At 67.0% G+C, this 23516-nt stretch carries 22 protein-coding genes; 11 read left to right on the top strand and 11 right to left on the bottom strand.

Annotated elements, in window-relative coordinates; all coding sequences use genetic code 11:
• Positions 1-308 precede the first annotated feature (308 nt).
• Both G3T14_RS12580 and G3T14_RS12575 read left to right on the top strand, forming a co-directional pair.
• Complete coding sequence (locus G3T14_RS12580; RefSeq protein WP_163642887.1) at positions 309-1514, top strand: flagellin; 1206 nt, start codon at positions 309-311, stop codon at positions 1512-1514.
• Positions 1515-1668: 154 nt separating this feature from the next.
• Positions 1669-3810, top strand: a complete 2142-nt coding sequence (locus tag G3T14_RS12575) for a tetratricopeptide repeat protein (RefSeq protein WP_163642886.1) — start codon at positions 1669-1671, stop codon at positions 3808-3810.
• Between the two features lie 2 nt (positions 3811-3812).
• Here G3T14_RS12575 and G3T14_RS12570 read toward each other — a convergent pair whose 3' ends face one another.
• Positions 3813-4940 (bottom strand): FkbM family methyltransferase, encoded by a 1128-nt coding sequence (locus G3T14_RS12570; RefSeq protein WP_163642885.1) that lies wholly within the window; start codon positions 4938-4940, stop codon positions 3813-3815.
• A gap of 35 nt (positions 4941-4975) precedes the next feature.
• Positions 4976-6328, bottom strand: a complete 1353-nt coding sequence (gene rfbH, locus G3T14_RS12565) for a lipopolysaccharide biosynthesis protein RfbH (RefSeq protein WP_246733290.1) — start codon at positions 6326-6328, stop codon at positions 4976-4978.
• A gap of 250 nt (positions 6329-6578) precedes the next feature.
• On the opposite strand from rfbH, the gene G3T14_RS12560 reads away from it, so the two are divergent.
• From G3T14_RS12560 to G3T14_RS12545, 4 genes are all read left to right on the top strand, one after another.
• The gene (locus G3T14_RS12560) at positions 6579-7436 is read left to right on the top strand and encodes a class I SAM-dependent methyltransferase (protein ID WP_163642884.1); all 858 of its coding nucleotides are present in this window, start codon (positions 6579-6581) and stop codon (positions 7434-7436) included.
• A 113-nt stretch (positions 7437-7549) separates the two neighbouring features.
• Positions 7550-8641 (top strand): N-acetylneuraminate synthase family protein, encoded by a 1092-nt coding sequence (locus tag G3T14_RS12555; RefSeq protein WP_163642883.1) that lies wholly within the window; start codon positions 7550-7552, stop codon positions 8639-8641.
• 68 nt (positions 8642-8709) lie between these two features.
• Positions 8710-10542: a thiamine pyrophosphate-binding protein gene (locus G3T14_RS12550; protein ID WP_163642882.1), complete on the top strand. Its 1833-nt coding sequence runs from the start codon at positions 8710-8712 to the stop codon at positions 10540-10542.
• A gap of 5 nt (positions 10543-10547) precedes the next feature.
• A complete protein-coding gene (locus tag G3T14_RS12545; protein ID WP_163642881.1) occupies positions 10548-11597 on the top strand; it encodes an NAD(P)-dependent oxidoreductase in 1050 nt (349 codons plus the stop codon).
• 19 nt (positions 11598-11616) lie between these two features.
• Here the strand turns inward: G3T14_RS12545 and flaF are convergent, their stop codons facing one another.
• Positions 11617-11976 (bottom strand): flagellar biosynthesis regulator FlaF, encoded by a 360-nt coding sequence (gene flaF, locus G3T14_RS12540; protein ID WP_163642880.1) that lies wholly within the window; start codon positions 11974-11976, stop codon positions 11617-11619.
• A 184-nt stretch (positions 11977-12160) separates the two neighbouring features.
• Here flaF and G3T14_RS12535 point away from each other — a divergent pair, with 184 nt between their 5' ends.
• Positions 12161-12409: a hypothetical protein gene (locus G3T14_RS12535; protein ID WP_163642879.1), complete on the top strand. Its 249-nt coding sequence runs from the start codon at positions 12161-12163 to the stop codon at positions 12407-12409.
• A 223-nt stretch (positions 12410-12632) separates the two neighbouring features.
• Here G3T14_RS12535 and G3T14_RS12530 read toward each other — a convergent pair whose 3' ends face one another.
• From G3T14_RS12530 to G3T14_RS12505, 6 genes are all read right to left on the bottom strand, one after another.
• The gene (locus G3T14_RS12530) at positions 12633-12947 is read right to left on the bottom strand and encodes a hypothetical protein (RefSeq protein WP_204262827.1); all 315 of its coding nucleotides are present in this window, start codon (positions 12945-12947) and stop codon (positions 12633-12635) included.
• Between the two features lie 129 nt (positions 12948-13076).
• Entirely contained in the window at positions 13077-13607 is a 531-nt protein-coding gene (locus G3T14_RS12525; protein WP_163642878.1) for a metallophosphoesterase family protein, read from the bottom strand.
• Between the two features lie 22 nt (positions 13608-13629).
• Positions 13630-14709, bottom strand: coding sequence for an energy transducer TonB (locus G3T14_RS12520; RefSeq protein ID WP_163642877.1), 1080 nt, complete (start codon positions 14707-14709; stop codon positions 13630-13632).
• Positions 14710-14713: 4 nt separating this feature from the next.
• Positions 14714-15208 carry an ExbD/TolR family protein gene (locus G3T14_RS12515; RefSeq protein WP_163642876.1) on the bottom strand — a complete coding sequence of 165 codons (495 nt, stop codon included), beginning with the start codon at positions 15206-15208 and terminating at the stop codon, positions 14714-14716.
• A 151-nt stretch (positions 15209-15359) separates the two neighbouring features.
• Positions 15360-16052 carry a MotA/TolQ/ExbB proton channel family protein gene (locus G3T14_RS12510; RefSeq protein WP_163642875.1) on the bottom strand — a complete coding sequence of 231 codons (693 nt, stop codon included), beginning with the start codon at positions 16050-16052 and terminating at the stop codon, positions 15360-15362.
• A 31-nt stretch (positions 16053-16083) separates the two neighbouring features.
• Positions 16084-16494, bottom strand: a complete 411-nt coding sequence (locus G3T14_RS12505; protein WP_246733296.1) for a Tat pathway signal protein — start codon at positions 16492-16494, stop codon at positions 16084-16086.
• A gap of 696 nt (positions 16495-17190) precedes the next feature.
• Here G3T14_RS12505 and G3T14_RS12500 point away from each other — a divergent pair.
• Both G3T14_RS12500 and G3T14_RS12495 read left to right on the top strand, forming a co-directional pair.
• The gene (locus G3T14_RS12500) at positions 17191-17628 is read left to right on the top strand and encodes an Hsp20 family protein (protein WP_163642874.1); all 438 of its coding nucleotides are present in this window, start codon (positions 17191-17193) and stop codon (positions 17626-17628) included.
• Between the two features lie 45 nt (positions 17629-17673).
• Positions 17674-17958, top strand: coding sequence for a DUF1150 domain-containing protein (locus G3T14_RS12495; protein WP_163642873.1), 285 nt, complete (start codon positions 17674-17676; stop codon positions 17956-17958).
• 58 nt (positions 17959-18016) lie between these two features.
• Here G3T14_RS12495 and G3T14_RS12490 read toward each other — a convergent pair whose 3' ends face one another.
• On the bottom strand, positions 18017-18823 hold the full coding sequence (locus G3T14_RS12490; RefSeq protein ID WP_163642872.1) for an alpha/beta hydrolase: 807 nt from the start codon (positions 18821-18823) through the stop codon (positions 18017-18019).
• 200 nt (positions 18824-19023) lie between these two features.
• On the opposite strand from G3T14_RS12490, the gene G3T14_RS12485 reads away from it, so the two are divergent.
• Positions 19024-20253, top strand: coding sequence for a glycosyltransferase family 4 protein (locus tag G3T14_RS12485; protein WP_163642871.1), 1230 nt, complete (start codon positions 19024-19026; stop codon positions 20251-20253).
• A 207-nt stretch (positions 20254-20460) separates the two neighbouring features.
• The gene (gene infC / locus G3T14_RS12480; protein WP_246733280.1) at positions 20461-20982 is read left to right on the top strand and encodes a translation initiation factor IF-3; all 522 of its coding nucleotides are present in this window, start codon (positions 20461-20463) and stop codon (positions 20980-20982) included.
• Between the two features lie 99 nt (positions 20983-21081).
• On the opposite strand, the gene G3T14_RS12475 is transcribed toward infC, so the two are convergent.
• Entirely contained in the window at positions 21082-23421 is a 2340-nt protein-coding gene (locus G3T14_RS12475) for a glycogen debranching N-terminal domain-containing protein (protein ID WP_204262825.1), read from the bottom strand.
• Positions 23422-23516: the final 95 nt, after the last annotated feature.

Genomic DNA, 23516 nt, shown 5'->3' with positions numbered 1-23516 from the left:
CGAACTCGCAGGCGCTGACCACCCGTCAGTCGCTCGGCATCTCGGCCCTCTCGCTCGCCAACCAGGCGCAGCAGGGCGTGCTCCAGCTCCTCCGCTAAGCCGGCCTGATCCGACCAAGCAAAACCACGGCGGCCGGAGCAATGCTCCGGCCGTTTTTCGTTGTCGGGAGGCGATCCCCGAGAGGGCGAAGAACCGGAAAAGAAAACCCGAGCCTCGAAAACTCTCGCGATTTGAGCCCGTTAACCGAAAATCAAGTATGTTCTGGCCTATTAACCTTAACGTGGTTCAAAGCCAGACGGATTTAGCTCATGTCCACCGATGTTACGCTGTCGGCCGCAACGCGCCAGAACCTGCTTTCGCTGCAGGACACGGCGGCGCTGACCTCGACGACCCAGAACCGCCTGTCCACGGGCAAGAAGGTCGCCTCGGCCCTCGACAACCCGATCAACTTCTTCACCTCGCAGAGCCTGTCCAACCGCTCGTCGGACCTCGGCAGCCTGCTCGATGGAATTTCCAACGGCGTCCAGACGATCCAGGCGGCCAACCAGGGCCTCACCTCGATCCAGAAGCTCGTCGATTCGGCCAAATCCACCGCGAACCAGGCGCTCGCGACGCAGATCACCACCAGCGGCACCGCGAAGAACAACTTCGCGAGTGCGGTGACCGCCTCCTCGGGGACGATCAGCCTGTACGTCAACGGAACCGCCGTCACCGCGGCGGCCGCGTCGACGGCTTCCATCGATACCGTGATCGCCAACCTCAACGCTGCGGTCAGCGCTCAGGGCGCGGGAACTGCTTTCACCAAGGACACCACCGGCACGAAGATCGTCGTGAGCGGAAGTGCCGATATCGAGTTCGCCACCACCGCCGACCAGACCACCCTTGGTTTCCAGGCCGGCACGGCGCCGGCGGCGAAGTACGGAACCACGTCGGCCGCCGGCCAGAGCGGCGACTTGACCGTCATCGGCGTCAAGGAGCGGGCGGGCCTGGCGGCGCAGTACAACAGCCTGTTGACCCAGATCGACCAGCTCGCACGGGATGCGAGCTTCAATGGCGTCAACCTGCTCTCCAGCAATGCCAGCACCAACAAGCTGCACATCTCCTTCAACGAGAAGGACACCTCGAACCTCGACATCCAGGGTGTCGACGCCACGTCCATCGGCCTCAGCCTGACCGCCATCAGCGGCGATTCCGGTTCCAGCGTGAACGGGCAGGGCAGCTTCCTGCTCGATGCGGATGTGAAAGGCACGTTGACCACGCTGACCAACGCCTCCTCGACCCTGCGCTCGCAGGCATCGACCTTCGGCTCGAACCTTTCGGTGGTGCAGAACCGGCAGGACTTCACCAAGAAGATCATCAACGTGCTCGACACCGGTTCTTCCAAGCTCACCGATGCCGATCTCAACGAGGAAGCCGCGAACTCGCAGGCGCTGACCACCCGTCAGTCCCTCGGTATCTCGGCTCTCTCGCTCGCCAACCAGGCGCAGCAGGGCGTGCTGCAGCTTCTCCGCTAAGCGCCGCTTCGCAAAACGCCGATCGAGGCCGGGGTCATCGCTCCGGCCTTTTTCGCGTCCGGCGTCACGCCACCCGGCTTCCGGGTCGGATCGGCCGTTTACGATCGGTTAACTCTGCGCGCCCGATCGTTCACCCGCAGGATGGAGACGCCCTATGGCCCGAAGGATGGATCAGCGCAGGGCGCCGTCGACCGCAAAAATTCTGCAGCAGGCCGCCGCGGACGAGCAGGGCGGGCGGTTCGCGGATGCCGAGCGCCGCTACCGCCGCCTGGTCGAGGCCGAACCCCAGCACGCGCAGGGCCATTACAAGCTCGGGATCCTCGTCAGCCAGACCGGGCGGGATCACCTCGCGGTTCCCCATTTCGCCGCTGCCCTCAAGGCCGATCCCGGCGAGCCGCGCTACTGGCTGGCCCTGGCGACGGCCTTGCTCGGCGCCGGCCGCCTGCCCGACGCCCGCTCGATCCTGCAGCGCTTTGCCGAGAAGCGCTTCTCCGATGCGGCCACCAAAGCCACGCTCACCGCCCTCGTCGCCAATCTCTTCACCGAGGCGCACCAGCATTTCCAGGGCGGCAAGCTGACCGAGGCCGAGGCGCTGATCGACGTGATCGTGCTGCTCGACGCGGGGCATGCCGAGGCGATCCACCTGGCGGGCAACATCGCTTCGATGACCAACCGCCTCGATCTCGCCTTCGACCTTCTCAGCATCGCGGTCTCGCTCGACGACAGCTCGGCCGGTTTCCACGCCAATCTCGGCAACGTGCTGTCGCATCAGAAGCGCTATGACGAATCGGCCGTCTGCTATGAGCGCGCGCTCGAACGCGACCCTTTGAGTTTCGTCGCCCATAGCAATCTCGGCGTGGTTCTGCAGAAGCAAGGCCTGCTGCAGCAGGCCGTCGGCCATCTCGGCGAAGCCCTCCGGCTCGCGCCGGACTACGCCAAGGCCCACAACAATCTCGGGGTGGTGCTGAAGGATCTCGGCCGTCTCGACGAGGCCGTCGCCTGCTACGACACGGCGCTCAGCCTCGATCCGACGACCCCGCTGGTTCACAGCAACCGCATCTTCGCGCGGATGTACGCCACGGATTCGTCCGCCCTCGCTCAGCTCGCCGATGCCAAGTCCTTCGGCGCGCGGTTCGCCGATCCGCTCCTGCGCCAACGCCCGTTCGCCAACGACCGCGATCCCGATCGCAGGCTCCGGATCGGTTTCGTCTCCGGCGACTTCTGCGAGCACGCGGTCAATTACTTCTTCGAGCCGGCGCTCCGACACTTCGAGCGTGCGCAGATCGAGACGTTCGCATACTCGAACACCGTTCGGGAGGATGCGGTCACCGAGCGGCTGAAATCGGTCTTCGCGCAGTGGCGGTGCCTGTGCGGCCTCGACGACGATGCCGCCGCCGACCTCATCGAGGCCGATGCCATCGACATCCTGGTCGACCTGTCGGGCCACACCGCGCAGAACCGCCTTCTGGTGTTCGCCCGCAAACCGGCCCCGATCCAGGTGGCCTGGATCGGATTTCCAGGGACCACCGGCATGGCCGCGATGGATTACCGGTTCACCGACCCGCATGCCGAGCCCTTGGGCCTCGGCGACGATTTCAGTGTCGAGGCCCTCTGGCGGCTTTCGCGTGTCTCCGCGTGCTACCAGGCGCCGGCGAAGCACCTGCCCCTCTCCGACCACCCTCCGGCGGAGACGAACGGCTATGTCACCTTCGGCTGCTTCAACCGCTTCACCAAGATGAGCGATGCGACGCTCGCGGCCTGGGGCCGGATCCTCCATCGGGTTTCCGACGCGAGGCTTCTCCTCGAGATCGCCAACGTCGAGGATCCGGAGGTTCACGCCGACGTGGCGGCCCGCCTCGAACGGGTCGGCATCCCCCTCGACCGCACCCTTCTCGAGCCGCGCGCGCCGGCCAATCGCTACGTCCTCTACAACCGCATCGACATCGCCCTCGATCCCTTTCCTTACAATGGCGGGACCACGAGCCTCGACACGCTCTACATGGGCGTGCCGTTCATCGCCCTGGCGGGGACCCATTACGTCGCCCGCATGGGCCATTCGATGCTGACGAATGTCGGCCTTCCGGAACTCAGCGCCGCGACGGTCGAGGACTACATCGACCGGGCCAGCGATCTCGCCAACGATTGGGAACGGCTCAACACACTCCGCCATGGGCTGCGCGAGCGCATGATTGCGAGCCCGCTCATGGATCACGCCGGACTTGCCGACGACATCGGCGCGGCCTTTCGCGCCATGTGGCGCCGCTGGGTGGAGACTACGGAGACCGGTCGCCCCTGAGATCAGCCCGGCATCACGTACAGGACCGTGTCGAAGCCGTGATGGCCGTGCTGGCGCAGGCGGAATCGCGGGCGGTCATAGAGCGCCGTGATGAGACGCGGGATTTCCCAGAGATCGGCCGGCCGGTGATACAGGCTGACCGCGAGAGTCGGGCGCTGGGCGAGAAGGCGCGACATGCCCTGAAGCGCATCGATCTCCGCGCCCTCGATATCGAGCTTCACGTAGATGTCGCCTGCCCGCCGAATGGTGTCGTCGAGGCGCACCACGGCGAGTTCGGTCGTGGACCCGCCCGCCCAGGCGATCCCCGTCGGCGGCGCGATCCGCGAGGCCGCGCCGTGCCCCTCCTCGAACCGGACGAGGCCGTTGGTATCGGACAGGCCGGCCTGGATCAGCGTGTGGCTGCCGACCAGAGTGCGATGCGTTCGGGCCGTCGCCCTCAGCGCTTCCATGTTGCCGCTATCCGGCTCGAAGGCGATCCAGTCGGCCACCGCGACGCAATGGGCCAGCAGGGTCTCCAGCGTGTCGCCCGTAAAGGCGCCGCCGTCGATGAAGGTCAGCGGCCTCGTGTAGATCGGCAGGAAGGCCGGCACATAGGCCTCCGCTGCCGTAACCGCTGGATGGTCGCGCGGGTCCGTCGACACGCGATAGATCAGGAGTTGGCGTAGGATCGCCCGGCTCTCCTCGTCCTCCAGCGCCTGGTGAAACGCCTCGATGGCGTCGAGATGCGTGCGGGTCTCCTGCGCCGGCGTGAGCCAGTAACTCTCGATCGCGAAGCCCGGAATCGCGTAGAGATCCGCCGGAAAGCACAGGTGCGCGAAGCCGCGTGTCTCGGCCCAGGCGACGACGGAGGCCGGCGACGTCGCGTGATTCATCAGCCCATGGACGTAAGCGGTCGCGCTCACGTCGCCGAGATCGTCGGGGTGGAGGCAGGGCAGGCCGTCCACCGATGGCCTGTCCCGGCCGGTCCGATCGATGAAACCGAGCACGGTGCGGTCCAGTCGTCGCAATTCCCGCGCGATCCGCCGACCGAAGCCGCCCGCGCCGTAGACGTAGCACTCGGCTTCCGGGACCCCGCCCTGCGCGAGCGCCGCAATGGTGCGGCGGCATGCCGAAAAGTCGATATCGCTCACAGCTGGATCGTCCCGCGTGACGGAATCTGCCGCAGTCACGTGTGACCGGCGAAGAAGTCGCCCATCGCCGCGACGACGAAATCGACGGCGTCGGGGCCGATCCCCGGATAGACCCCGATCCAGAACGTATCGTTCATCACCCGGTCGCTGGCGGCGAGGTTCCCGACCGTACGGAAGGTCCGCTCCAGCATGTAGGGTTGGCGGATCATGTTGCCGCCGAACAGCAGGCGGGTGCCGATCCGGCGCCGGTTGAGGAACTGCACGAGGGCGTTGCGCCGGCCGGTCTCGCGCAGGGTGATGGCGAAGCCGAACCAGGACGGATCGCTGCGCGGGGTCGCCTCGGGCAGGATCAGCCGGTCGGCGAAACGGCCGAGCCCTTCCGACAGGAGCGCGAAATTGCGCTTCCGCGCGGCGATGAAGTCGTCGAGACGGTCGAGCTGGCCGACGCCGATGGCGGCCTGCATGTCGGTGATCTTCAGATTATAACCGAGATGCGAGTACGTATACTTGTGGTCGTATCCGTGCGGCAGCTCGCCGAGGGTCCAGTCGAAGCGTTTCTTGCAGGTATTGTCCTCGCCCGGCGCGCAATAGCAGTCGCGCCCCCAGTCGCGCAAAGATTCGATCGCCCGTTTCAAACGGCTCGACCCCGTGAACACCGCGCCGCCTTCCCCCATGGTGATGTGGTGGGCGGGGTAGAAGCTCAGGGTCCCGACATCGCCGAAGGTGCCGACGGGGCGGTCGTCATAGGTGGCGCCGAGGGCATCGCAGCAATCCTCCACCAGGAAGAGCCCGTGCTTGGCGGCGAACGCCGTGACGGCGGCGACGTCGAACGGGTTGCCGAGGGTATGGGCCAGCACGATGGCGCGGGTGCGCGGCGACAGCGCCGCCTCGAGCTGGCGCACGTCGATGTTGTAGGTCGGGATGTCGACATCGACGAAGACCGGCACCAAGCCGTTCTGGAGGATCGGGTTGACGGTGGTGGGAAAGCCGGTGGCGCAGGTGATCACCTCGTCGCCGGGCATCAGCCGCCGCTCGCCGGCCAGATGCGAGGTGAGCGCGGTGACCGCGAGCAGGTTGGCCGAGGAACCCGAATTGCAGGTGAGGAGGTAACGGACGCCGATGATCCGGGCCAGACGCTGCTCGAACTCCGCGTTGAAGCGCCCGGTGGTCAGCCAGAAATCCAGGGCGGAATCGACCAGGAGCTGCATCTCGCGCGCGCCATAGACCCGGCCCGAGACCGGCACGGGCGAGCGGCCCGCCTCGAACGGCGCAGGCGCATGTGCGGTCTCGGCATAGAGCGCCACGAGACGCAGGATCTCGTCGCGGATCTCGTCCGCCTTGCGCGGCGTCTCGGACATGCCGGCACCTGCCGTGGCAACCTTCGCCATACGCCTCCCAGCCTTTTGCCTGTCCTGAGCCGTGGCTGTCTTAGCCTCGCTCCGGTCGTGTATGCGCGCCCGATTGTCCGGGGGCTAGGTTAACGCTTCGGATGAGATCGCGTGCTGTGGATTCCACCTCCGCGCAGCCCCGCCTCGCAAAGCAGCCTTGCATCGCGAAAAGGTTCCGGCGCATCGAAGGACTGAGCCGGGCGAAGGAGACCTTGAATGAAGGAACACCTCGCATGAAGGAAGATCTCGCATGAAGATCGCCAAGCGTTGCGTCTGCTGTGGCGGTGAGCGTCTGGTCGCAAGTCCTGCGATCCTGATGCCGTTTCTGGCCCATCGGATCTTCGGATGGGACTCCACCGAGGTCACAGCCGCCTGGAACCTGCGCGATCTCGCCCCGGGCCGGGTCTACAGCCTCTGCAAGACGCTCGATTGCGCCGCGTGCGGGGCGATCTTCCTCGACATGCGCTTCGACGACGAGGAGATGGGCGCGCTCTACCACGCCTATCGCGGGCCGGATTACTGCGCGATGCGCGAGCGCTTCGAGCCCGGCTATGCACGCCGCAACGCCGCTTTGGCGGAGGGCAGCCCCTCCCTTCCGCAGATCGAAACGCTTCTTGCGCCCCATCTCGGGCCGCGACCCCGGGTGCTGGATTGGGGCGGCGATACCGGCCTCAACACGCCGTTCAGGGGACGCTGCGCCGCCCACCACATCTACGACATCTCCGACAAGCCGGTGATCGCGGGCGCCGAACGGGTCGGGCTGGAACAGGCGCGTGCGGGCCGCTACGATCTCGTGGTGTCGGCGCATGTTCTCGAACACGTATCCGACCCGACCGGTCTCCTGCGGGAGATGACCAGTGCGATGACGCGGGAGACGATCCTGTATCTCGAGTTCCCGCACGAAGAGCTGATGCGGAGGGCCGACCGTGATGACCGTGCGAGCGCCAAGCGGCATTGGCACGAACACATCAACTTCTTCAGCGAAGCGGCGATCGATGCGATGACGGCGCGCGCCGGGCTCGCCGTGCTGGAACGGGTTTCGCACCCGGTCTCGGCGGGCGGCGCGACGTCTCAGGTGTTCTCGGTGATCGCCAAGCTGCACGGGTGATCCGGGCGTCGATGCGGTGTTTTTGAGTGGTCGTGGTGTTGTCGCGTTAGCCGGGGTCCCCGAACGCACGAACGCTCAGCAAGAATGCTCAAAAGGAGCATAGGAAGTTCGCTATGAAGGGTGCCGACATCTTCCAGGACTTGTTCGTCCTGGAACTCGCGAGCAATCATTGGGGCGATCTCGACCGCGGCCTGAAGATCATTCGGGAATGCGGGCAGGTGGCGCGCTTCAACGGCGTCCGGGCCGCCCTGAAACTGCAGTTCCGCGATGTCGATACCTTCGTCCATCAGGATTTTCGCGCCCGCGACGACATCCGCTACGTCAAGAAGACCCTCGACACGCAGATGCCGTGGGCCAGCTACGCCCGCATGGTCGAGGCGGTCCGGCGCTTCAGCATGATCACGATGGCGACGCCGTTCGACGAGGCCTCGGTGGACAAATGCGTCGAGCTCGGCGTGCAGATCATCAAGATCGCCAGCTCCGACATCAAGGATTGGGTGCTGATCGAGAAGATCGCCAAGACGGGCAAGCCCGCGATCATGTCCACCGGCGGTTCGTCGCTCAAGGATGTCGACGACATCGTCGGATTTTTCAACAAGCGCGGGATTCCGCTCGCGATCAACCACTGCGTCTCGCTCTATCCCTCCGAGGACAGCGAACTCGAACTCAACCAGATCGACTTTCTGGTCGACCGGTATCCGGACAATGTCATCGGCTACTCGACGCACGAGTATCACGATTGGCACAGCTCCGTGATGATGGCCTATGCCAAGGGCGCGCGGACCTTCGAGCGCCATGTCGACATCGAGGCCGACGGGATACCGGTCTCGCCCTATTGCTCGCGGCCCGAGCAGATCGACACCTGGTTCAAGGCTTTCAAGAAGGCCCAGGAGATGTGCGGCGCGCCGGGTACCGCCAAGCGCATCCCGCCCGATCGCGAGGTCCGCTATCTCGATGCGCTCGTGCGCGGCGCCTATGCCAAGCGTGATCTGAAGGCCGGCGAGGCCCTCAGCGTCGAGAACGTCTACTTCGCGATCCCGCTGCAGCAGGGTCAGATCTCGTGCCGGGAACTGATCGACGCGGAGGTGATCGTCACCGATATCCCGGCCGACGCGCCGGTCCTGTTCGCCGCCATCGACAGCCCGTACGGCGCCGAATCCGAGCTGAGCCGGACGATCCGCGACCGTGGGATTCCCGTCGCCTGAAAATCGGTCTACCCCGAGGGCTCGTCGTACAGTCCGGCGGCCGATGGCGGTCGCCCGCTAGGAGCCCCATGCGCGTCGCGGATCTCATCGCCCGGATCGTCATCGACAGCGGCATTTCCCGAGCCTTCATGGTCACCGGCGGCGGGGCGATGCACCTCAACGATGCGTTCTGCCGGGCGCCGGGGCTGGACGTGCTGTTCATGCACCACGAGCAGGCCTGCGCCATGGCGGCCGAGGGCTATGCCCGCCTCGGCGGCGCAATGGCGCTGGTGAACGTCACCACCGGGCCGGGCGGCATCAACGCCCTCAACGGGGTGTTCGGCGCCTACACCGATTCGGTGCCGATGCTGTTGATCTCGGGCCAGGTGAAGACAGAGACGGTGGCGGCCTTCCAGCCATTGCCGTTGCGCCAACTCGGCGACCAGGAAGTCGACATCCTGGCGATGGCAGCCCCGGTGACGAAATTCGGCGCGTCCCTGCGCGACCCGGCGGACACCGCCTATCTCATCGAGAAGGCGATCTGGATCGCGCGGTCCGGACGACCCGGGCCGGTCTGGATCGACGTTCCCATCGACATCCAGGGGGCGCAGGTCGATCCGGATCGCCTGCGGCACTTCTCGGCTGCGAAGGAAGGCATCGCGAGCCACCCCAACGAGGTCGGCCAACTGGTCGGGCCGGATCTCGCGGCGGCGGCCCGCAGGGTCCTCGACCTGATCGGCACGGCGGAGCGTCCGGTCATCCTGCCGGGCACCGGCATCCGTGCGGCCAAGGCCGTGGCGCTGTTCGAGCGGCTGGTGGCGACCTTGCGGATTCCGGTGGCCACGGCCTTCAACGCGCACGATCTGCTCACCGACGATCACCCGGCCTATGTCGGCAAGGCCGGCACGGTGGGCGACCGGGCCGGGAATTTTGCAGTCCAGAACGCCGATCTGGTTCTGGTTCTGGGCTGCCGCCTCAACATCCGCCAGATCAGCTACAACTGGACGGCGTTCGCGCGCGCGGCCACGCAGGTCATGGTCGACATCGACAGCGCGGAGCTCGCCAAGCACACGCTGTCTATCGACGTGCCGATCCAGGCCGATCTCTGCGAATTCCTCGAAGCGCTCCTGGCGCAAGCCGAGGACCACGCGCCGCCCGCCGCCCACGCCGCCTATCTCGCGTGGTGCAAGGCGAGGACCGCGCGCTATCCGGCCAACCTGCCGGACTACGCAGCCTGCAAGGACCCGATCCATCCCTACGCCTTCGCGGGGGTTCTCTGGGATGAATTGGGGGAGGGCGATGCGGTGGTGACCGCCAACGCCACCGCCTGCATCGTCACCTTCCAGACCGCGCGGTTGAAGCCGCGCCAGCGCCTGTTCTCGAATTCGGGCTCGGCCTCGATGGGCTACGACCTGCCCGCCGCCATTGGCGCTCACCTCGCCTCGGATGGGAGCGGCCGCACCGTCTGCATGGCGGGCGACGGCAGCATCATGATGAACCTGCAGGAGTTGCAGACGATCGTCGGCAACCGCCTGCCGATCAAGATCTTCATTCTCAACAATGCCGGCTACTCGTCGATCCTCCAGTCGCAGACCGCGTGGTTCCCCGACAACGTGTCCGGATGCGGGCCGCAGAGCGGCGTCGCCTTTCCGGATTTCCAGAAGATCGCCGCCGCCTTCGGAATACCGGTGCGCCGGCTCAGCCATCTCGATCAGGCGGCCGAGATGATCCGCGCGACCCTCGATGAGGCCGGCCCGTCGATCTGCGAGGTGATGCTCGATCCGGCGCAGACCTTCGCGCCCAAGCTGTCGTCCCGGCGTCTCGCAGACGGGCGGATGGTGTCCTCGGCCCTGGAGGATATGGCGCCGTTCCTGTCGCGCGAGGAACTGGCCGAGAACATGCTCATCCCGGTCGCCGAGTAGCTCCCATGGACGCGACCCTCGACGGCATCGCCCTCAGCGATCTCGACGATGCCATCGGCCGGGTCGAGGCAGCTCTGCGCGGACTCGACGGCGCCACGCTCTTCGTCACCGGCGGGACCGGGTTCTTCGGCCGCTGGCTCGTGGCGCTAATGGCGCGTGCGCGCCAGCGCCTGGACCTCGACCTCTCCATCGCCGTGCTCTCCCGTGACCCGGCCGCGTTCGCGGTGCGCTATCCTGGCCTCGCTAGTGAGGTGCGGCTCGTCGCCGGCGATGTCCGCGACTTCCCGTCCCCGGAGGGGCGTTTCACGCACCTGATCCATGCGGCGACCGATACCGTGAGTCCCGACGATGCGGTGCTCGATCAGGTCGGTTCGATCATCGACGGCACCCGGCGCGTCCTCGCTTTCGCGGCGCGAGCCGGCGTGCGCCGCCTGCTCTACGTCTCCTCGGGGGCGATCTACGGGCGCCAGCCTCCCGATCTGCCGACCATCCCGGAGACCTATGCGGGCGCCTGCGATCCGCTCGATCCACGCTCGGCCTATGGCCAGGCCAAGCGCCTGGCTGAGCAGCTCTGCGCCATCGCCAACGCGCGCGGGGACACCGAGGCGGTGGTCGCCCGCGCCTTCGCCTTCGTCGGGCCGGGCCTGCCGCTCGATGCGCATTTCGCCATCGGCAACTTCATCCGCGACGCGCTCGGCGGCGGCACGATCGTCGTGGCGGGCGACGGACGCCCGCTGCGATCCTACCTGTACGCAGGCGATCTGGCGGCGTGGCTGGTGACGCTGCTGGTTCGGGGGAATGCAGGGGAGGCCTACAATGTCGGGTCCGACCATGCGGTCGACATTGCGGCGCTGGCGCGTCGCGTCGGCGCTCTGATTCCGGCGGCGAATGGTGTCGAGATCCGCGGGCAGGCCGTGGGCGATCCGGCTCGGGAGCGCTACGTTCCGTCTATCGCCAAGGCGAGAGGGCAACTCGGCCTCGACGTGTGGACGCCGCTCGACGCCGCCATCGTCAAGACGGCGGCATTCACGACCAGGACTCGCAAACCCGCATGACGTCGTATGGTCGGCGGTCTCAGGTCCGCAGGCCGGCGGCGATCTGATGGTTCACGTTGATCAGGGCGGAGAGCTTCTCGGACGACGGCTCGATCATCGTGTCGATGATCCGCTTGAACACGAAGGCGGCGAGCTGCGCGATGTTGGTCTTGATCTCTATCGGCAGGGGGCTCTCGGGAGCGGTGGCGGCGCCTGCGATGAGCGTCCAGACCTTCTGGTTGAAGTTCAGGGCCTCGTTGAGGGTGCCCGATTGGTTGACCCAATCCGCCTGGATGACCTGGAGGCGGGAAGCCGCCTTGATCAACACGGCGGCTTCCGCCTCGCGCGGCGACAACGCCGTCTGCGCTACCCTGGCGTAAGCACTGGCCCCATACGACATCGATCGCGTCTCCTCGGAACACGCGCCCTGACGAGTCGCGCAAGCCCGGAGGTTATGCAGTCTCGCGTTAAGAGATCGTAATGACGAGCTTTGCCGTAATCATGCCGGAAAACGCGACGAGTGAAGTCGGGCACGCATGCGGGCCGGGGCGTCCCCGCCGAAGCGCGCGGGACCTTCGCCGACCATGACCAATTTTATTCTCGGTTTCATCGCGGGTGGGGTGATGGCGATCATCGCCACCATTGCCGCCGTGCGGCAGCCCGACATCCAGGCTCGGCTCGGTCTGTTTCCGATTTCGACCGCGATGATGATGCCGGCGGCCAAGCTCAAGGACGACGCGCCGAAGCTCGATCTCCCCTGCCGGCCGGGCGTCGAGATCGGACAAACCGATCTGCTGTTCTCGCGCCGGCGCTTCTGGTCCGTCGCTCCGTAGGCCGGTGCCGTCAGACGCTGCTGAGCAGGAACATCACCATGGTGGTGGCGACCGTGGTGCACAGGAAACCGCACAGGGCTGCCGCGAAGGACGGGCCGGTGACGATGGCGTTCGAGACGGTGGCGTTCATGGGGACGGACCTTCGGGGCGGCGAATCGAACGCCGTATCTGCTGGTGACGTTGGACGGCAATCGCCCGGATGGGTGTGCGTGGCCGCACCCGCTCAGTCGCAGCGGTTCGCCTTTTTGGCGATGCGGAGATTGCGCGACTCGCTGCGCAGGTCGATCGCAACGATTCCGGCCCCGCAATCCTCGAATGCGTCACGGGCGTCGGCGTAGCGGTCGCCGATCTCGTCCAGGGTATCGCAGGCGCGGTCATGGTTCCCGAGGCGGGCTTCCTGCTGAAACTGGAAGCGCAGGGCGTTGGCCTCATCGACCTTGCGCTGACCAGCGCTGCAGGCCGGCGCCGCCAGTGCCGGCGCCGCGACGCTAAGGGTGAGACCAAGCGCGATCAGGGAGGAACCGACGGTGTGACGCATGTGAAGCACCTGAGCGTGGGATCGCCGTGGATCCGAACGATTTGGCAAGATGAGCTGCGGTGCGTCCAAGATTGCCTCGGCGACCATTTGTCATCCTGCGTTCAGGTCCCGGAAACGGCGCGGCCAGCGCTAAGGTTCCGATCTTTTGTCGCGTGCCGTATTCCTGCGTCGGGACACCAAGACCGCAGGCAGATCGACCGGCACGAAATCCTGCGCATCGACGCCGACATCGTATTGCTTGGGGATCGGCTTGAGTTGCCCGTGCGAATGGCCGTGCAGGTCGAGCGCGCCACGTCCCATCCCGTTCCAAGTCCGGAACGCGTAGTGGCACAGGACGAGGCGACGTCCCTCGACCTCGATTTCCGCATAATGGCCGATGGAGGCCCAGCCGGGCGCCGCAAGGGTGCCCGGACCGTCGTTGTTGCCGAGGATCAGATGCTTGGTGCCGGCAAGCGAGTCCAGGATCTCGGCCACCCGTTCGTCGGACGGTCCGAGGGCGAAGTCGCCGAGATGCCAGACGACGTCGTCCGCGGCCACCACCGCGTTCCAGTTGGCGATCAGCGCGGCATCATGCGCCGCGAGGTCGGGATAGGGACGCCGGTCGATCCGCAGAATCCGCGGATCGCCGAAATGCGTATCGCTGGTGAACCACACCGTCATGGTTGGTCCGCTGTCTCCGGGATCACCGGCCCGGGCTGAAGCGCAGCGGCACCGTCACGGCGAGGCTGCTGAGGCTGACGCCGGCCGGCGCCGCGGGCAGCGAACCGCGGACGGTGGCCATCGCGGCGCTGTCGATGGCGCCGACGCCGCTGCTGCTCGCGAGCCCTGAGCTCATCACCTGGCCGGAGCGCGATACGGTGAAGCGCACCACCGCGACGCCGCCACTGGTGCCGGCTGCTGCGTTGGCGTTCATCCGGCCACGGATCGCCGAGCTGAGGGCGCCTTGCCAGGCGCGCAGGGCGTTCGGATCGTTGCCTCCGGCGGCCGCACCCGCACTGCTCTGGCGCGAGGCGGAGGCCGAGTTCTGTGCGGCACGGCCTTCGCTCGCGGCGGCCGGCGCGCGGCGCGCGGCTTCCTTGGCGGCCTTCGCCTTCGCCTCGCGCCGTGCGTCCTGGGCCGCTTCGCGACGCTCCTCCTGCTCGGCCTTCAACCGTGCCTCACGGTCGGCCTTGCGCTTGGCCTCGCGGCGCGCCTCGATGATCTTGGTCTGGTCGGGCTTGGGCTTGGCGGCCTCGACGGGCTTGGGCGGCTCCGGAACCTGCGCGACCACCGGGGGCGGGGGCGCCAGCGGAGGGGCGGACTCGGCCGTGGAGGTGATGACCTGATCCTCCGGCGGCGGCTCGCTCACCGTCTCCACCGGCGGGGTGGTCGGCGCCTCCGGCGGCTCGGCCATGGTCGTCGCCTCCGCCGCCACCGGCGCGGCGTCCGGCGGCGGCGGCGCAGTGGCTTCCGGCGGCGTGACTTCGGCGGTCTCCAGCGGCTTCGTCTCGGGTACCGTCTCCGGCAGGTCCACCGGCTTCGTCTCGGGCGGAGCAGGGGCGGAGGCCGCCTGCTCGGAGGGAGACTGGGTGTCGGCCTCGGTCATCTGCGGTGCGAGGTCGATGGTGACGACGTTCTCGCCGGGCGGCGCCGTGGGCGCGGCACCGAACAGGGCGAGGCCCACCAGGGCGGCGATATGGAGGCCGAGGGCCACGAGGAAGGCTGCGGCGAGCCCGGACGGGCCGCGCCGCTGCGGCTCGACGGTCGATGCGAGGGCGCTCATGGGATTATCGCGCTGTCCCGCCGGCCGGCGTCGCGGCCGATGCCGGTGCGGAGGAGAGGGGGGCGCCCGGCGATTGGGCGATCAGCGAGACCTTGGTGAAGCCCGCCTGGCCGACGAGGCCCATCACTTCCATGATCTTGCCGTAGGGAACCTCGCGGTCTCCGCGCACCAGCATGACGGCCGCCGGGTTCTCGGCGGCGAGAGCCTGCAGCCGCGCCATGATGGTGTCGGGCAACAACTCCTCCTTGGCGAGGAAGGGCGTTCCGAACTTGTCGACCGAGATTTCGAGCGGCTTCTTGGCCTGCGCGACCTTCTGCGCCGCCGTCTTGGGCAGGTGCACCGGGACGCCGGTCGTCATCAGGGGGGCGGCCACCATGAAGATGATCAGCAGCACCAGCATGACGTCGACCATCGGCGTCACGTTGATCTCGGACATCGGGCCTGCGTCGAGGCCGTCATCGTCGTCGCCATTGCCGGAACTGATCGAACCCATTGCCATCGTCGAGACGCCCTCCGGGGCTCACGCGGCCGGCGATACGCCCGGGCCCCGTCTTACTGTGTTGCTTCACTGGTCGTCCCGGCACCGGCTTCGCTGCGGAACCGATCCCCAGCGCTGGTGCCGGGCGCGTCCAGCCGCGCGATTGCGGCCGCTATTCGGCGGCTGCGGCGCGGCTGTGGGAGATGCGGTCGCGCGCCAACCGGTTGCCCAGCATGCCGATGGACGAGACGAAGCCGGACTGGATGCGGCCGAGATCGGTGGTGAGCTTGTTGTAGGCCATCACCGCCGGGATCGCGACGATGAGGCCGATGGCGGTGGCGAATAGCGCCTCGGCGATGCCCGGTGCCACCACGGCGAGCGAGGTGTCCTGGCTCTTCGCGATGGACGAGAACGAATTCATGATGCCCCAGACCGTGCCGAACAGGCCGATGAACGGCGCCGTGGAGCCTGCGGTGGCAAGCAGCGGCAGGCCGATCTGCAGGCGCTTGATCCGGCTGGTGAGGGCCGCGCGCATGGAGCGCTCGATACGCTCGCGGCGCTCGGCGCGGGTCTCGCTCGCGTCCTGGTCGCGCCAGGCCTCGATGCCGGCCTGGGCGATATGGGCGTCGATGCCGGAGCCGGACGATTCGAGGTTGCCCCCGGACCGGACCAGGGCGTCGAACGCCTTGGCCTGGCGCCGGGCGGCGGCGAGTTTCACGACCTTCTCGAACACCACGGTCCAGCACGCGATCGAAGCGACCGCGAGGAGGATCATCACGCCCTTCACGATGGGGTCGGCCTGCAGGAACAGGCCGAGGAACGAGAAGTCGTGGGCGACGTCTGCCGGTGCGGAAGTCGGGTCCATGATGGGGCTCTCGGGTTCGAGGAACGTTGGGTTAGCGGACGAAGGGTGCGGAGGCCTTGCTCTCGGTCTCGATCCGTTCGAGGCACGCTTCGCGGCCGGCATCGCCGCCTTCGCAGGCGAGGACGTCATTGAGGAGAACGCGGCCGATTTTGGGGCAGGCCAGGGCCGGGAAGTCGAAGAGCCGCACCATGGTCTTGCGCTCCTGCACCGGCCCGAGTTCCACCGCCAGACGCTTCTGGGCAACGCCGTCGGTATCGAAGGCGAACAGGTCGACCTTGAGTGACTTCAGTGCCGGACCGCGACTGTTGTCGACGAGGAGGTAGGTGCGGCATGCCTCGCCGGCGGGCTCGAGCCGGTTGAGTTCGAGCTTCAGCACGGGAGCCTTCGCGTCCGCTGCCTTGGTGTCCGCCGTCTTGGCGTCTTGCGCGTAGGCCGGGACCATGCCGGCCAGTAGGGCGACCGCGAAGCCGGCACTGCGCAAGCCGCGCGGCCGGGGCGTTCTGATGCCGATCTCGCCGGTGCCGATTTCGCTCACGCCGCGTGCTCCAACCATGACGGTCCCGTTTTCCTCAACGATGGCGATACCCGGATGGGCCACCTTGCGAATCACTGCGTAGGCAGGCTCCCACGAGCGGAATCCGATGCGATTCAGCAGAGTGCGAAATGCCGCGGCAGGGTCAAGACCCAGCAGCGGACGCGGCCCGGAACCGAGAACGATCCACCGTCGCATGCGCGGTGGAGATATCCGAGTTGACCGTCGCAGATCAAGATCAGCTCTGAATATCAGAGCAATTCCAAACTGTTACCAACGAGTCTAAATGCGGCCACGCTTGCGCGATGCCTGAAGTGCCCGGAATAAATTGCCGAAAGCGCCCGGTTTTGACGCTTTGGCGGTGGCGGCGGCTGTTCACGGAATCGGTTGCCGGAACTCGAATACCCGAAGGCGGTCGCGCGCTGAAACGGGTCCGTATCCCGGGGGAGGGCGGGCCCAAGCCCTTGATGACGTTCACGCCCGACTCCATATCGCGATGACCGGCAGGCGATCGCCGGAAGGGGTGCTGCATCACGCGGGCCCCGCCTTCCGAAGTGCCTCTTGGACCTCAGGTCCCCGGGCTTCGATTTTCGAGGATACGCGTTCGTGACGACACGGCCCTCTCCGTTCGGACATCCCTTCCTTCTTGGCTTCGACGAGATCGAACAGGCCCTCGACCGGGTGTCGAAGGCTGCCAATGACGGGTACCCGCCCTACAATATCGAGCGGGTGGCGCGCACCGATCAGGCGCCCGAGCGGTTGCGCATTACCTTGGCCGTTGCGGGTTTTACCCGTGATCAGCTCGATGTGATGCTCGAGGAGAGCCAACTCGTGGTGCGTGGTCGTCAGGTCGACGACAAGACACGCCAGTTTCTCCACCGCGGCATTGCCGCACGTCAGTTCCAGCGGGCCTTTCTGCTGGCGGACGGCATGGAGGTGATGGGGGCGGATCTCGCGAACGGTCTTCTTTCCATCGATCTGACCCGGCCCGAGCCGGAACGGGTCATCCGCAAGATCGCCATCGCGTCCCGCGACGACGTTTGACGCACGCACCTAAAGCATCGCTCTGCCAATGAAGGAGGGCAGCCCATGACCGAATTCAGCCAGAACCCCATCACCCGCGCCGATCTCGACCCGGCCGACTTCAACGCCGCAGATCTCGCCGCACTTGGCGAAGGCCAGATCGCCTATGTGCGCCCCATGAGCTCCGACGAGATCCGGCGGCTGTTTCCGCAGGCCTCGGACCTCACGCCCGGGCTCGACCTGTTCGCCCTTCTGTCCGCCAGCGGCAGCCCGATCCTGCTTGCCGATTCGCGCGATGCGGTGGTGGCCAATGCCATGGCCAACGACCTCCACACGGTCAGCCTGCACTGAGCGTTCGCGCGCGGCTTCGGCCCCGCGAACGGTGGAGACAGCGCGACCTTGCCAAGAATCAGGGAGCCGATTCCGTACTCGCGGGATCGGCTCTCGTCGTTTGCGTCATCGCCTCGACCGTGGCGAGCAATCGCGCGATATCCTGCGGGCGTGACAACCGATGATCGCCATCGGCGATCAGGGTCAACACCGTGCCGGCCTTCGGCAGGCGCTCCACAATCCGCAAGGCGTGGGCATACGGCACATCGGGGTCTTCCATGCCCTGTAGGATATGGACCGGGCAGCCGGGATCGAGGGGCGCGTCGAGGAGTGTATGGGTCTGCCCATCGGCGATAAGCGCACGGGTGATCGGAACCGGCTCCGGGTCGTAGGCGCTCGGGCGCATCCAGACGCCCTCGCGTTCGATCGTCGCGCGGATGTCGGGGGTGAAGCGCTCCCACATTAGGCTTTGGGTGAAGTCGAGGGCGGGTGCGATCAGGACGAGGCCCGAGGGGGCCACGCTCCGGTGTCGCGCCGCGAGGCAGGCGATCCAGCCGCCCATCGACGATCCGACGAGGATCGGCCGGTCCGGCGCGTAGGTCGCGATCACCGCCATGGCGTCGGCGAGCCAGGTCGAGATCGTCGCATCGGCGAAACGGCCGCCGGATTCGCCGTGACCGGTATAGTCGAACCGGATCAGGGCGCGCCCATTCGCCTGCGCCCAGGCATCGAGGGCGAGCGCCTTGCTCGCGCCCATGTCGGAGCGGAAGCCGCCGAGCCAGACCAGCGGCGGATGCGCACCCGCGCGCCGCCGCACGGCGATCTGCCGGGTCTCCGATCCCGTGCCGACCGTCAGGAATTCCGGACTGTCCGTCACCGTATCCATCCGCCACTCATTTGCTTGGTCGTCCAAGAAACATCGAACTGAACGCGTCGCATTCGCATTTCGTTTACCGGGCCGTAAAGCGCAGCATTCATTCTGAAGCCCATGATCGAGACGCGAGACGCATTCCGCAGCCCCGACGCCGAAACTCCGATCCCTTCTGGCTTCGCCCCCAAGACGGTGCACAGGCAGGAGGGCGCGTGATGAGTGGCGAGTCCCGCGGCGGCGGATTCCCGAGCGAGCGCGCGCCGCTGGCCGGCACGACGATTCTCCAGATTATCCCCTCCCTCGACGCGGGTGGGGCCGAACGCACCACCGTCGACGTGGCCGAAGCGCTCGCCGCCCTTGGTGCACGCGCCCTCGTCGCCACTGAGGGCGGTCGCCTCGTCGGTGAATTGCAGGCCAAGGGCGGAATCTGGTTGCCGTTCCCGGCGGCCTCGAAGAACCCTCTGGCCATGGCGCTGAATGTCGGACGGCTCGCCCGCCTGTGCCGCCGTGAGGGCGTACAGATCATCCATGCGCGTTCGCGGGCCCCGGCCTGGGTGGCGCTCGGCGCGGCACGCCGGCTGAAACTGCCCTTCGTCACCACCTATCACGGCAGCTATTCCGGCCGCACCGGACCGAAGGTGCTGTACAATTCGGTGATGGCGCGCGGCGACGTGGTCATCGCCAATTCGCATTACACCGCCGACCTGATCCGGACCCTCCACGCCGAGCAGGCCGGAGACCGGGTCCGGGTGATCCATCGCGGCACCGATCTGTCCGCCTTCACCCCCGGCGCCGTGGCCCCGGCGCGGGTCGAGACATTGCGCCGGGCCTGGGGCGTGTCACCGCACGAGCGCGTGGTGCTGCTCGCCGCCCGGCTCACCGGCTGGAAGGGCCAACGGGTGCTGATCGAGGCCGCCGCCTTGATGCGCGATCGCGGGGTGGCCGATATCGCCATCGTTCTGGCCGGCGACCCCCAGGGCCGCACTGCCTACGAGCGCGAACTCGACGCACTGGTGGCCGCTCGCGGCCTCCAGAACATCGTCCGGCGCGTCGGCCATTGCACCGACATGCCGGCCGCTTTCCGGGCCGCCTCCGTGGTGGCGGTGCCCTCGGTGGAGCCGGAGGCCTTCGGCCGGTCGGCGGTGGAGGCCCAGGCGCTCGGTACCCCCGTCGTGGTCTCCGATCTCGGTGCGGTGCCCGAGACCGTCCTGGCGCCCCCCGAGGTGTTGCCCAGCCAGCGTACCGGCTGGCGGGTGGCTCCCGGCGATGCCGGCGCGCTGGCCGACGCGCTCACCGAAGCCCTGTCCCTCGGCGCGAGCGCCCGCGATGCGATGACCCGTCGTGGCCGGGTACATGTGGAGGCCCACTTCTCCCTGGAAGGCATGGTGAGCGACACCCTCGGCGTCTATGCCGATCTGCTCAGGAGCCGGCTTCCGGCCGGTTAGGAACGCGCATCCGCGCGGCGTCGGCCAAATCAAATCGCCCGGGTCGACCTCTGAACGGTTGACTTGGACGCCCGTTCGGCCATGGTATCGGAACCGGATTGCCGGAGCGATTGGTGGCCAGGATCGACCCCGAGGGGTTTGGGTTCCTGGGCTGCCGTTTGGTCGTTTCATCAGGAGATTGAAGCCATTCGTAGACCTATGAGAGCCATGCCGGCCCCGCAGAAGGACGGGCCGCGCGCCAACCGTGACATCCGCGGCGTTCGCGAAGTGCAGCTCATCGACGACACCGGCCAGAACCGCGGTGTGGTCGCCTTCTTCGACGCGATCGCGTTGGCCGAGGAGGCCGGCCTCGACCTCGTCGAGATCGCACCGAATTCCGTCCCTCCCGTCTGTAAGCTTCTCGATTACGGCCGCTTCCGCTTCAACGAGCAGAAGAAGCAGAACGAGGCCCGCAAGAAGCAGAAGACGGTCGAGGTCAAGGAGATCAAGCTCCGACCCGGCATCGACAAGCACGATTACGATACGAAGATGAAGGCCGTGGTGCGGTTCTTCGAGGAGGGCGACAAGGTCAAGGTCACCCTGCGCTTCCGTGGTCGCGAGATGGCGCACCAGGATATCGGTCTGCGCCTCTTGGAGCGCGTCAAGAACGAGACCCAGGAGATCGCCAAGGTCGAAAGCGAGCCGATGCTCGAAGGCCGCCAGATGATCATGATCCTCGCCCCGCGCTGAGCGCGGCGCGATCGCTCGACGGTCCGATCGCGCCGCTCTGGTTTCAGGGCGGCGTTTTCGTGTCGGGAGAGGGCAGCCTTTGGGCTGCCCTCTCGTGGACTATTTGACCACGCTCACCTGGGCGTCGCCGGTGCGGCGCAGGACGTTGACGGTGACGTCGCCGCCGTAGCGCTGGAACCGCAGATCGATCCGCGACTCGCCGAGCTTCAGGTTGAAGATCGAAACCCCGTCGAGGAAAGCCGGCAAGGTCGGGTTGCGCAGGCGGATGCGGTTGCGATCGTGCTGCAATTCGAGACCGAGGCAAGCGGACAGGAACGCGAAGGGGGCGGCAGCGGCCCAAGCCTGAGGCGAACACGCCACCGGGTAGGAGACCGGCCCGCGCTGGTGTCTGCGCATGAAGCCGCAGAACAATTCCGGCAGCCGCTTCTGGTCCTGATACAGGGCGGTGTCGAACATGCCCTCGAAGATGCGCGAGGCCTCCGCCTTCAGGTCGTAGCGGGCGAGCCCCATGGCGATCAGGGCGTTGTCGTGCGGCCAGATCGAGCCGTTGTGGTAGGACATCGGGTTGTAGCGTGCCTCACCGCGGGCGATCGTGCGCACGCCCCACCCGTTGAAGCCATCTTTCGACAGGAGGTTGGCGGCCACACTGGCGGCGCGCTCCGGCAGGGCGATGCCGGTGAACAGGGCGTGGCCGGCATTGGACGAGCGGACGGCGCACTGGCGCTTCTCGCCGTCGAGCGCCAGGGCGTAGGTCCCGATCGCCTCGCACCAGAACGCCTTGTCGAAAGTCTCGCGCAGCGCGCGGGCCTCCTGCGTCAGGCGTTCGGCCATCGCATCGTGCCCGAGTAGGGTGGCGAGCTTCGCCATCCCGTTCTTGGCGGCGTAGACGTAGCCCTGCACCTCGCACAGCGCGATCGGTCCCTTGGCGAGGGTCCCGTCGGTGTGGAAGATCGAGTCGTGGCTGTCCTTCCAGCCCTGGTTTTCCAGGCCCTTGTCGGTGTCGCGGGCGTATTCGACGAAGCCATCGCCGTCACGGTCGCCGTACTTGTTCATCCATTCGAGGGCGAGCTCGAGGGCCGGCCAGATCGTGCGGATGGTCTCGATGTCGCCGGTGACGGCGTAATATTCGGACGCCAGCATGACGAAGAGCGGCGTTCCGTCGATGGTCCCGTAATAGTGGCGGAACGGCACCTCGCCGAGCATCGCCATCTCGCCGCGCCGGGTCTCGTGCAGGACCTTACCGGGCTGCGCGTCCGCCGCGGGGTCGATGGCTTTGGCCTGGGTCGAGGCGAGATAGCGCAACACGCCCTTGCCGAAATTCGGGTCGACCCAGAGGGCCATCATCGCCGTGATGATGCCGTCGCGGCCGAACACCGTGGAATACCAGGGGATGCCGGCGAAGGGGTAGATCCCTTCCGGCGTGCGGCTTGCCAGCATGTAGAGATCGGCGGTGGCGCGGCATGCGGCTTCGTTGAACTGGTCGTTCGACGCGATGATCGTGGTGATGCCGGCGGTGAGGGCCCGCAGGTCGCGGCGCGAATCCCGATAGGCGCGAGCGAAGATCACGCCCTCGGCGAGGCCCTTGGGGTGACGGGCCGTGGCGCTGCTGCCGGCGGCGTGCGAGAGACCGGCCGCGGCATCCTCGCCGACCTTCTCGGCGGCCGGAGCGCTGGTATAGGCCCGGTGCGATTCGAAGACCGTGCGGATGAACAATGAGGCCCGCCCGCCCGGCGGGAGCGAGACTTCGAATTCCACCCGGCCCGGCTCGATGTGCTTCGGCTTCGGCCCGAAATGCAGGCTCGTGGTGCGCACCATCTCGTCGAGTCCGACGTAGCGGAACTGGACCTCGGACTCGTTCGCGACCTGAACGCTGCGCTTGCCGCGCGCCGTCCGATCCATGCCACGGACCTCGAACAGGTCTCTAAAATCCGCGTCGAAGGTCACCCCGACCCGGAGCCGCCAGGGGCGTGAATCGTAGTTGCGCAGACCGATCCGGTCGTAGCACGCGCCGCGGAACAGGAACTTTGTGCGCTCGATGGCGATCAGTTCACGCGGGATCGTGGTCTCGTCATGCGCATCGATGCGGATGTCCGGGGTCGTCATGTCGACGCTGAGCGCGCCGTTGTCGTCCTGCATCACGGACGAGAGCAGCAGCGGGCGCTGGTCCTCGATGGTGACGTGCAGGCGCGAGAGGAAGCGCGTGTCCTGGAAATACAACCCTTCGGGCCCGGGCAGCACGCCGATATCGCCGTAGCTGTCGAGGACGGCGAAAGCCTCGCCGTACTTCAGCGACCGCAGGGGACGTTCGACGAGGGAGGTCTGAGCCTCGATATGGTATTGCGGCAGAACATCGTCGGCGTCCTGGAAACCTTGGGTCAACCGGGTGTCCGGAGTGGCGTCGGATCCCTGAGGGGTCGCCGTGGTGCTGTCTGCCGCCATGCCCGAGCGTCTCCAGATGCGTGTGCTTGAATGTGTGCCGAATCGCGCGTCGGTGATGTCGCGCGCCGTCACTATCGCGAATCGAAAGGCCGCCG

The sequence above is a fragment of the Methylobacterium sp. BTF04 genome (assembly GCF_010692745.1).
In the GTDB taxonomy this organism is placed as follows: domain Bacteria; phylum Pseudomonadota; class Alphaproteobacteria; order Rhizobiales; family Beijerinckiaceae; genus Methylobacterium.
This window is presented reverse-complemented; position numbering and strand designations above follow the sequence as displayed.

Excerpts from the sequence above, each read along its gene's own strand:
- G3T14_RS12535 (WP_163642879.1), top strand. The coding sequence starts at position 12,161 with ATGACCAATTTTATTCTCGGTTTCATCGCGGGTGGGGTGATGGCGATC.
- G3T14_RS12545 (WP_163642881.1), top strand. The coding sequence starts at position 10,548 with ATGGACGCGACCCTCGACGGCATCGCCCTCAGCGATCTCGACGATGCC.
- G3T14_RS12530 (WP_204262827.1), bottom strand. The coding sequence starts at position 12,947 with ATGCGTCACACCGTCGGTTCCTCCCTGATCGCGCTTGGTCTCACCCTT.
- G3T14_RS12510 (WP_163642875.1), bottom strand. The coding sequence starts at position 16,052 with ATGGACCCGACTTCCGCACCGGCAGACGTCGCCCACGACTTCTCGTTC.
- G3T14_RS12520 (WP_163642877.1), bottom strand. The coding sequence starts at position 14,709 with ATGAGCGCCCTCGCATCGACCGTCGAGCCGCAGCGGCGCGGCCCGTCC.
- G3T14_RS12580 (WP_163642887.1), top strand. The coding sequence starts at position 309 with ATGTCCACCGATGTTACGCTGTCGGCCGCAACGCGCCAGAACCTGCTT.
- G3T14_RS12515 (WP_163642876.1), bottom strand. The coding sequence starts at position 15,208 with ATGGCAATGGGTTCGATCAGTTCCGGCAATGGCGACGACGATGACGGC.
- G3T14_RS12490 (WP_163642872.1), bottom strand. The coding sequence starts at position 18,823 with ATGGATACGGTGACGGACAGTCCGGAATTCCTGACGGTCGGCACGGGA.
- G3T14_RS12485 (WP_163642871.1), top strand. The coding sequence starts at position 19,024 with ATGAGTGGCGAGTCCCGCGGCGGCGGATTCCCGAGCGAGCGCGCGCCG.
- flaF (WP_163642880.1), bottom strand. The coding sequence starts at position 11,976 with ATGTCGTATGGGGCCAGTGCTTACGCCAGGGTAGCGCAGACGGCGTTG.
- G3T14_RS12495 (WP_163642873.1), top strand. The coding sequence starts at position 17,674 with ATGACCGAATTCAGCCAGAACCCCATCACCCGCGCCGATCTCGACCCG.
- G3T14_RS12555 (WP_163642883.1), top strand. The coding sequence starts at position 7,550 with ATGAAGGGTGCCGACATCTTCCAGGACTTGTTCGTCCTGGAACTCGCG.
- G3T14_RS12560 (WP_163642884.1), top strand. The coding sequence starts at position 6,579 with ATGAAGATCGCCAAGCGTTGCGTCTGCTGTGGCGGTGAGCGTCTGGTC.
- G3T14_RS12505 (WP_246733296.1), bottom strand. The coding sequence starts at position 16,494 with ATGGTCCCGGCCTACGCGCAAGACGCCAAGACGGCGGACACCAAGGCA.
- rfbH (WP_246733290.1), bottom strand. The coding sequence starts at position 6,328 with ATGGCGAAGGTTGCCACGGCAGGTGCCGGCATGTCCGAGACGCCGCGC.
- G3T14_RS12525 (WP_163642878.1), bottom strand. The coding sequence starts at position 13,607 with ATGACGGTGTGGTTCACCAGCGATACGCATTTCGGCGATCCGCGGATT.
- G3T14_RS12550 (WP_163642882.1), top strand. The coding sequence starts at position 8,710 with ATGCGCGTCGCGGATCTCATCGCCCGGATCGTCATCGACAGCGGCATT.
- G3T14_RS12475 (WP_204262825.1), bottom strand. The coding sequence starts at position 23,421 with ATGGCGGCAGACAGCACCACGGCGACCCCTCAGGGATCCGACGCCACT.
- G3T14_RS12575 (WP_163642886.1), top strand. The coding sequence starts at position 1,669 with ATGGCCCGAAGGATGGATCAGCGCAGGGCGCCGTCGACCGCAAAAATT.
- infC (WP_246733280.1), top strand. The coding sequence starts at position 20,461 with ATGCCGGCCCCGCAGAAGGACGGGCCGCGCGCCAACCGTGACATCCGC.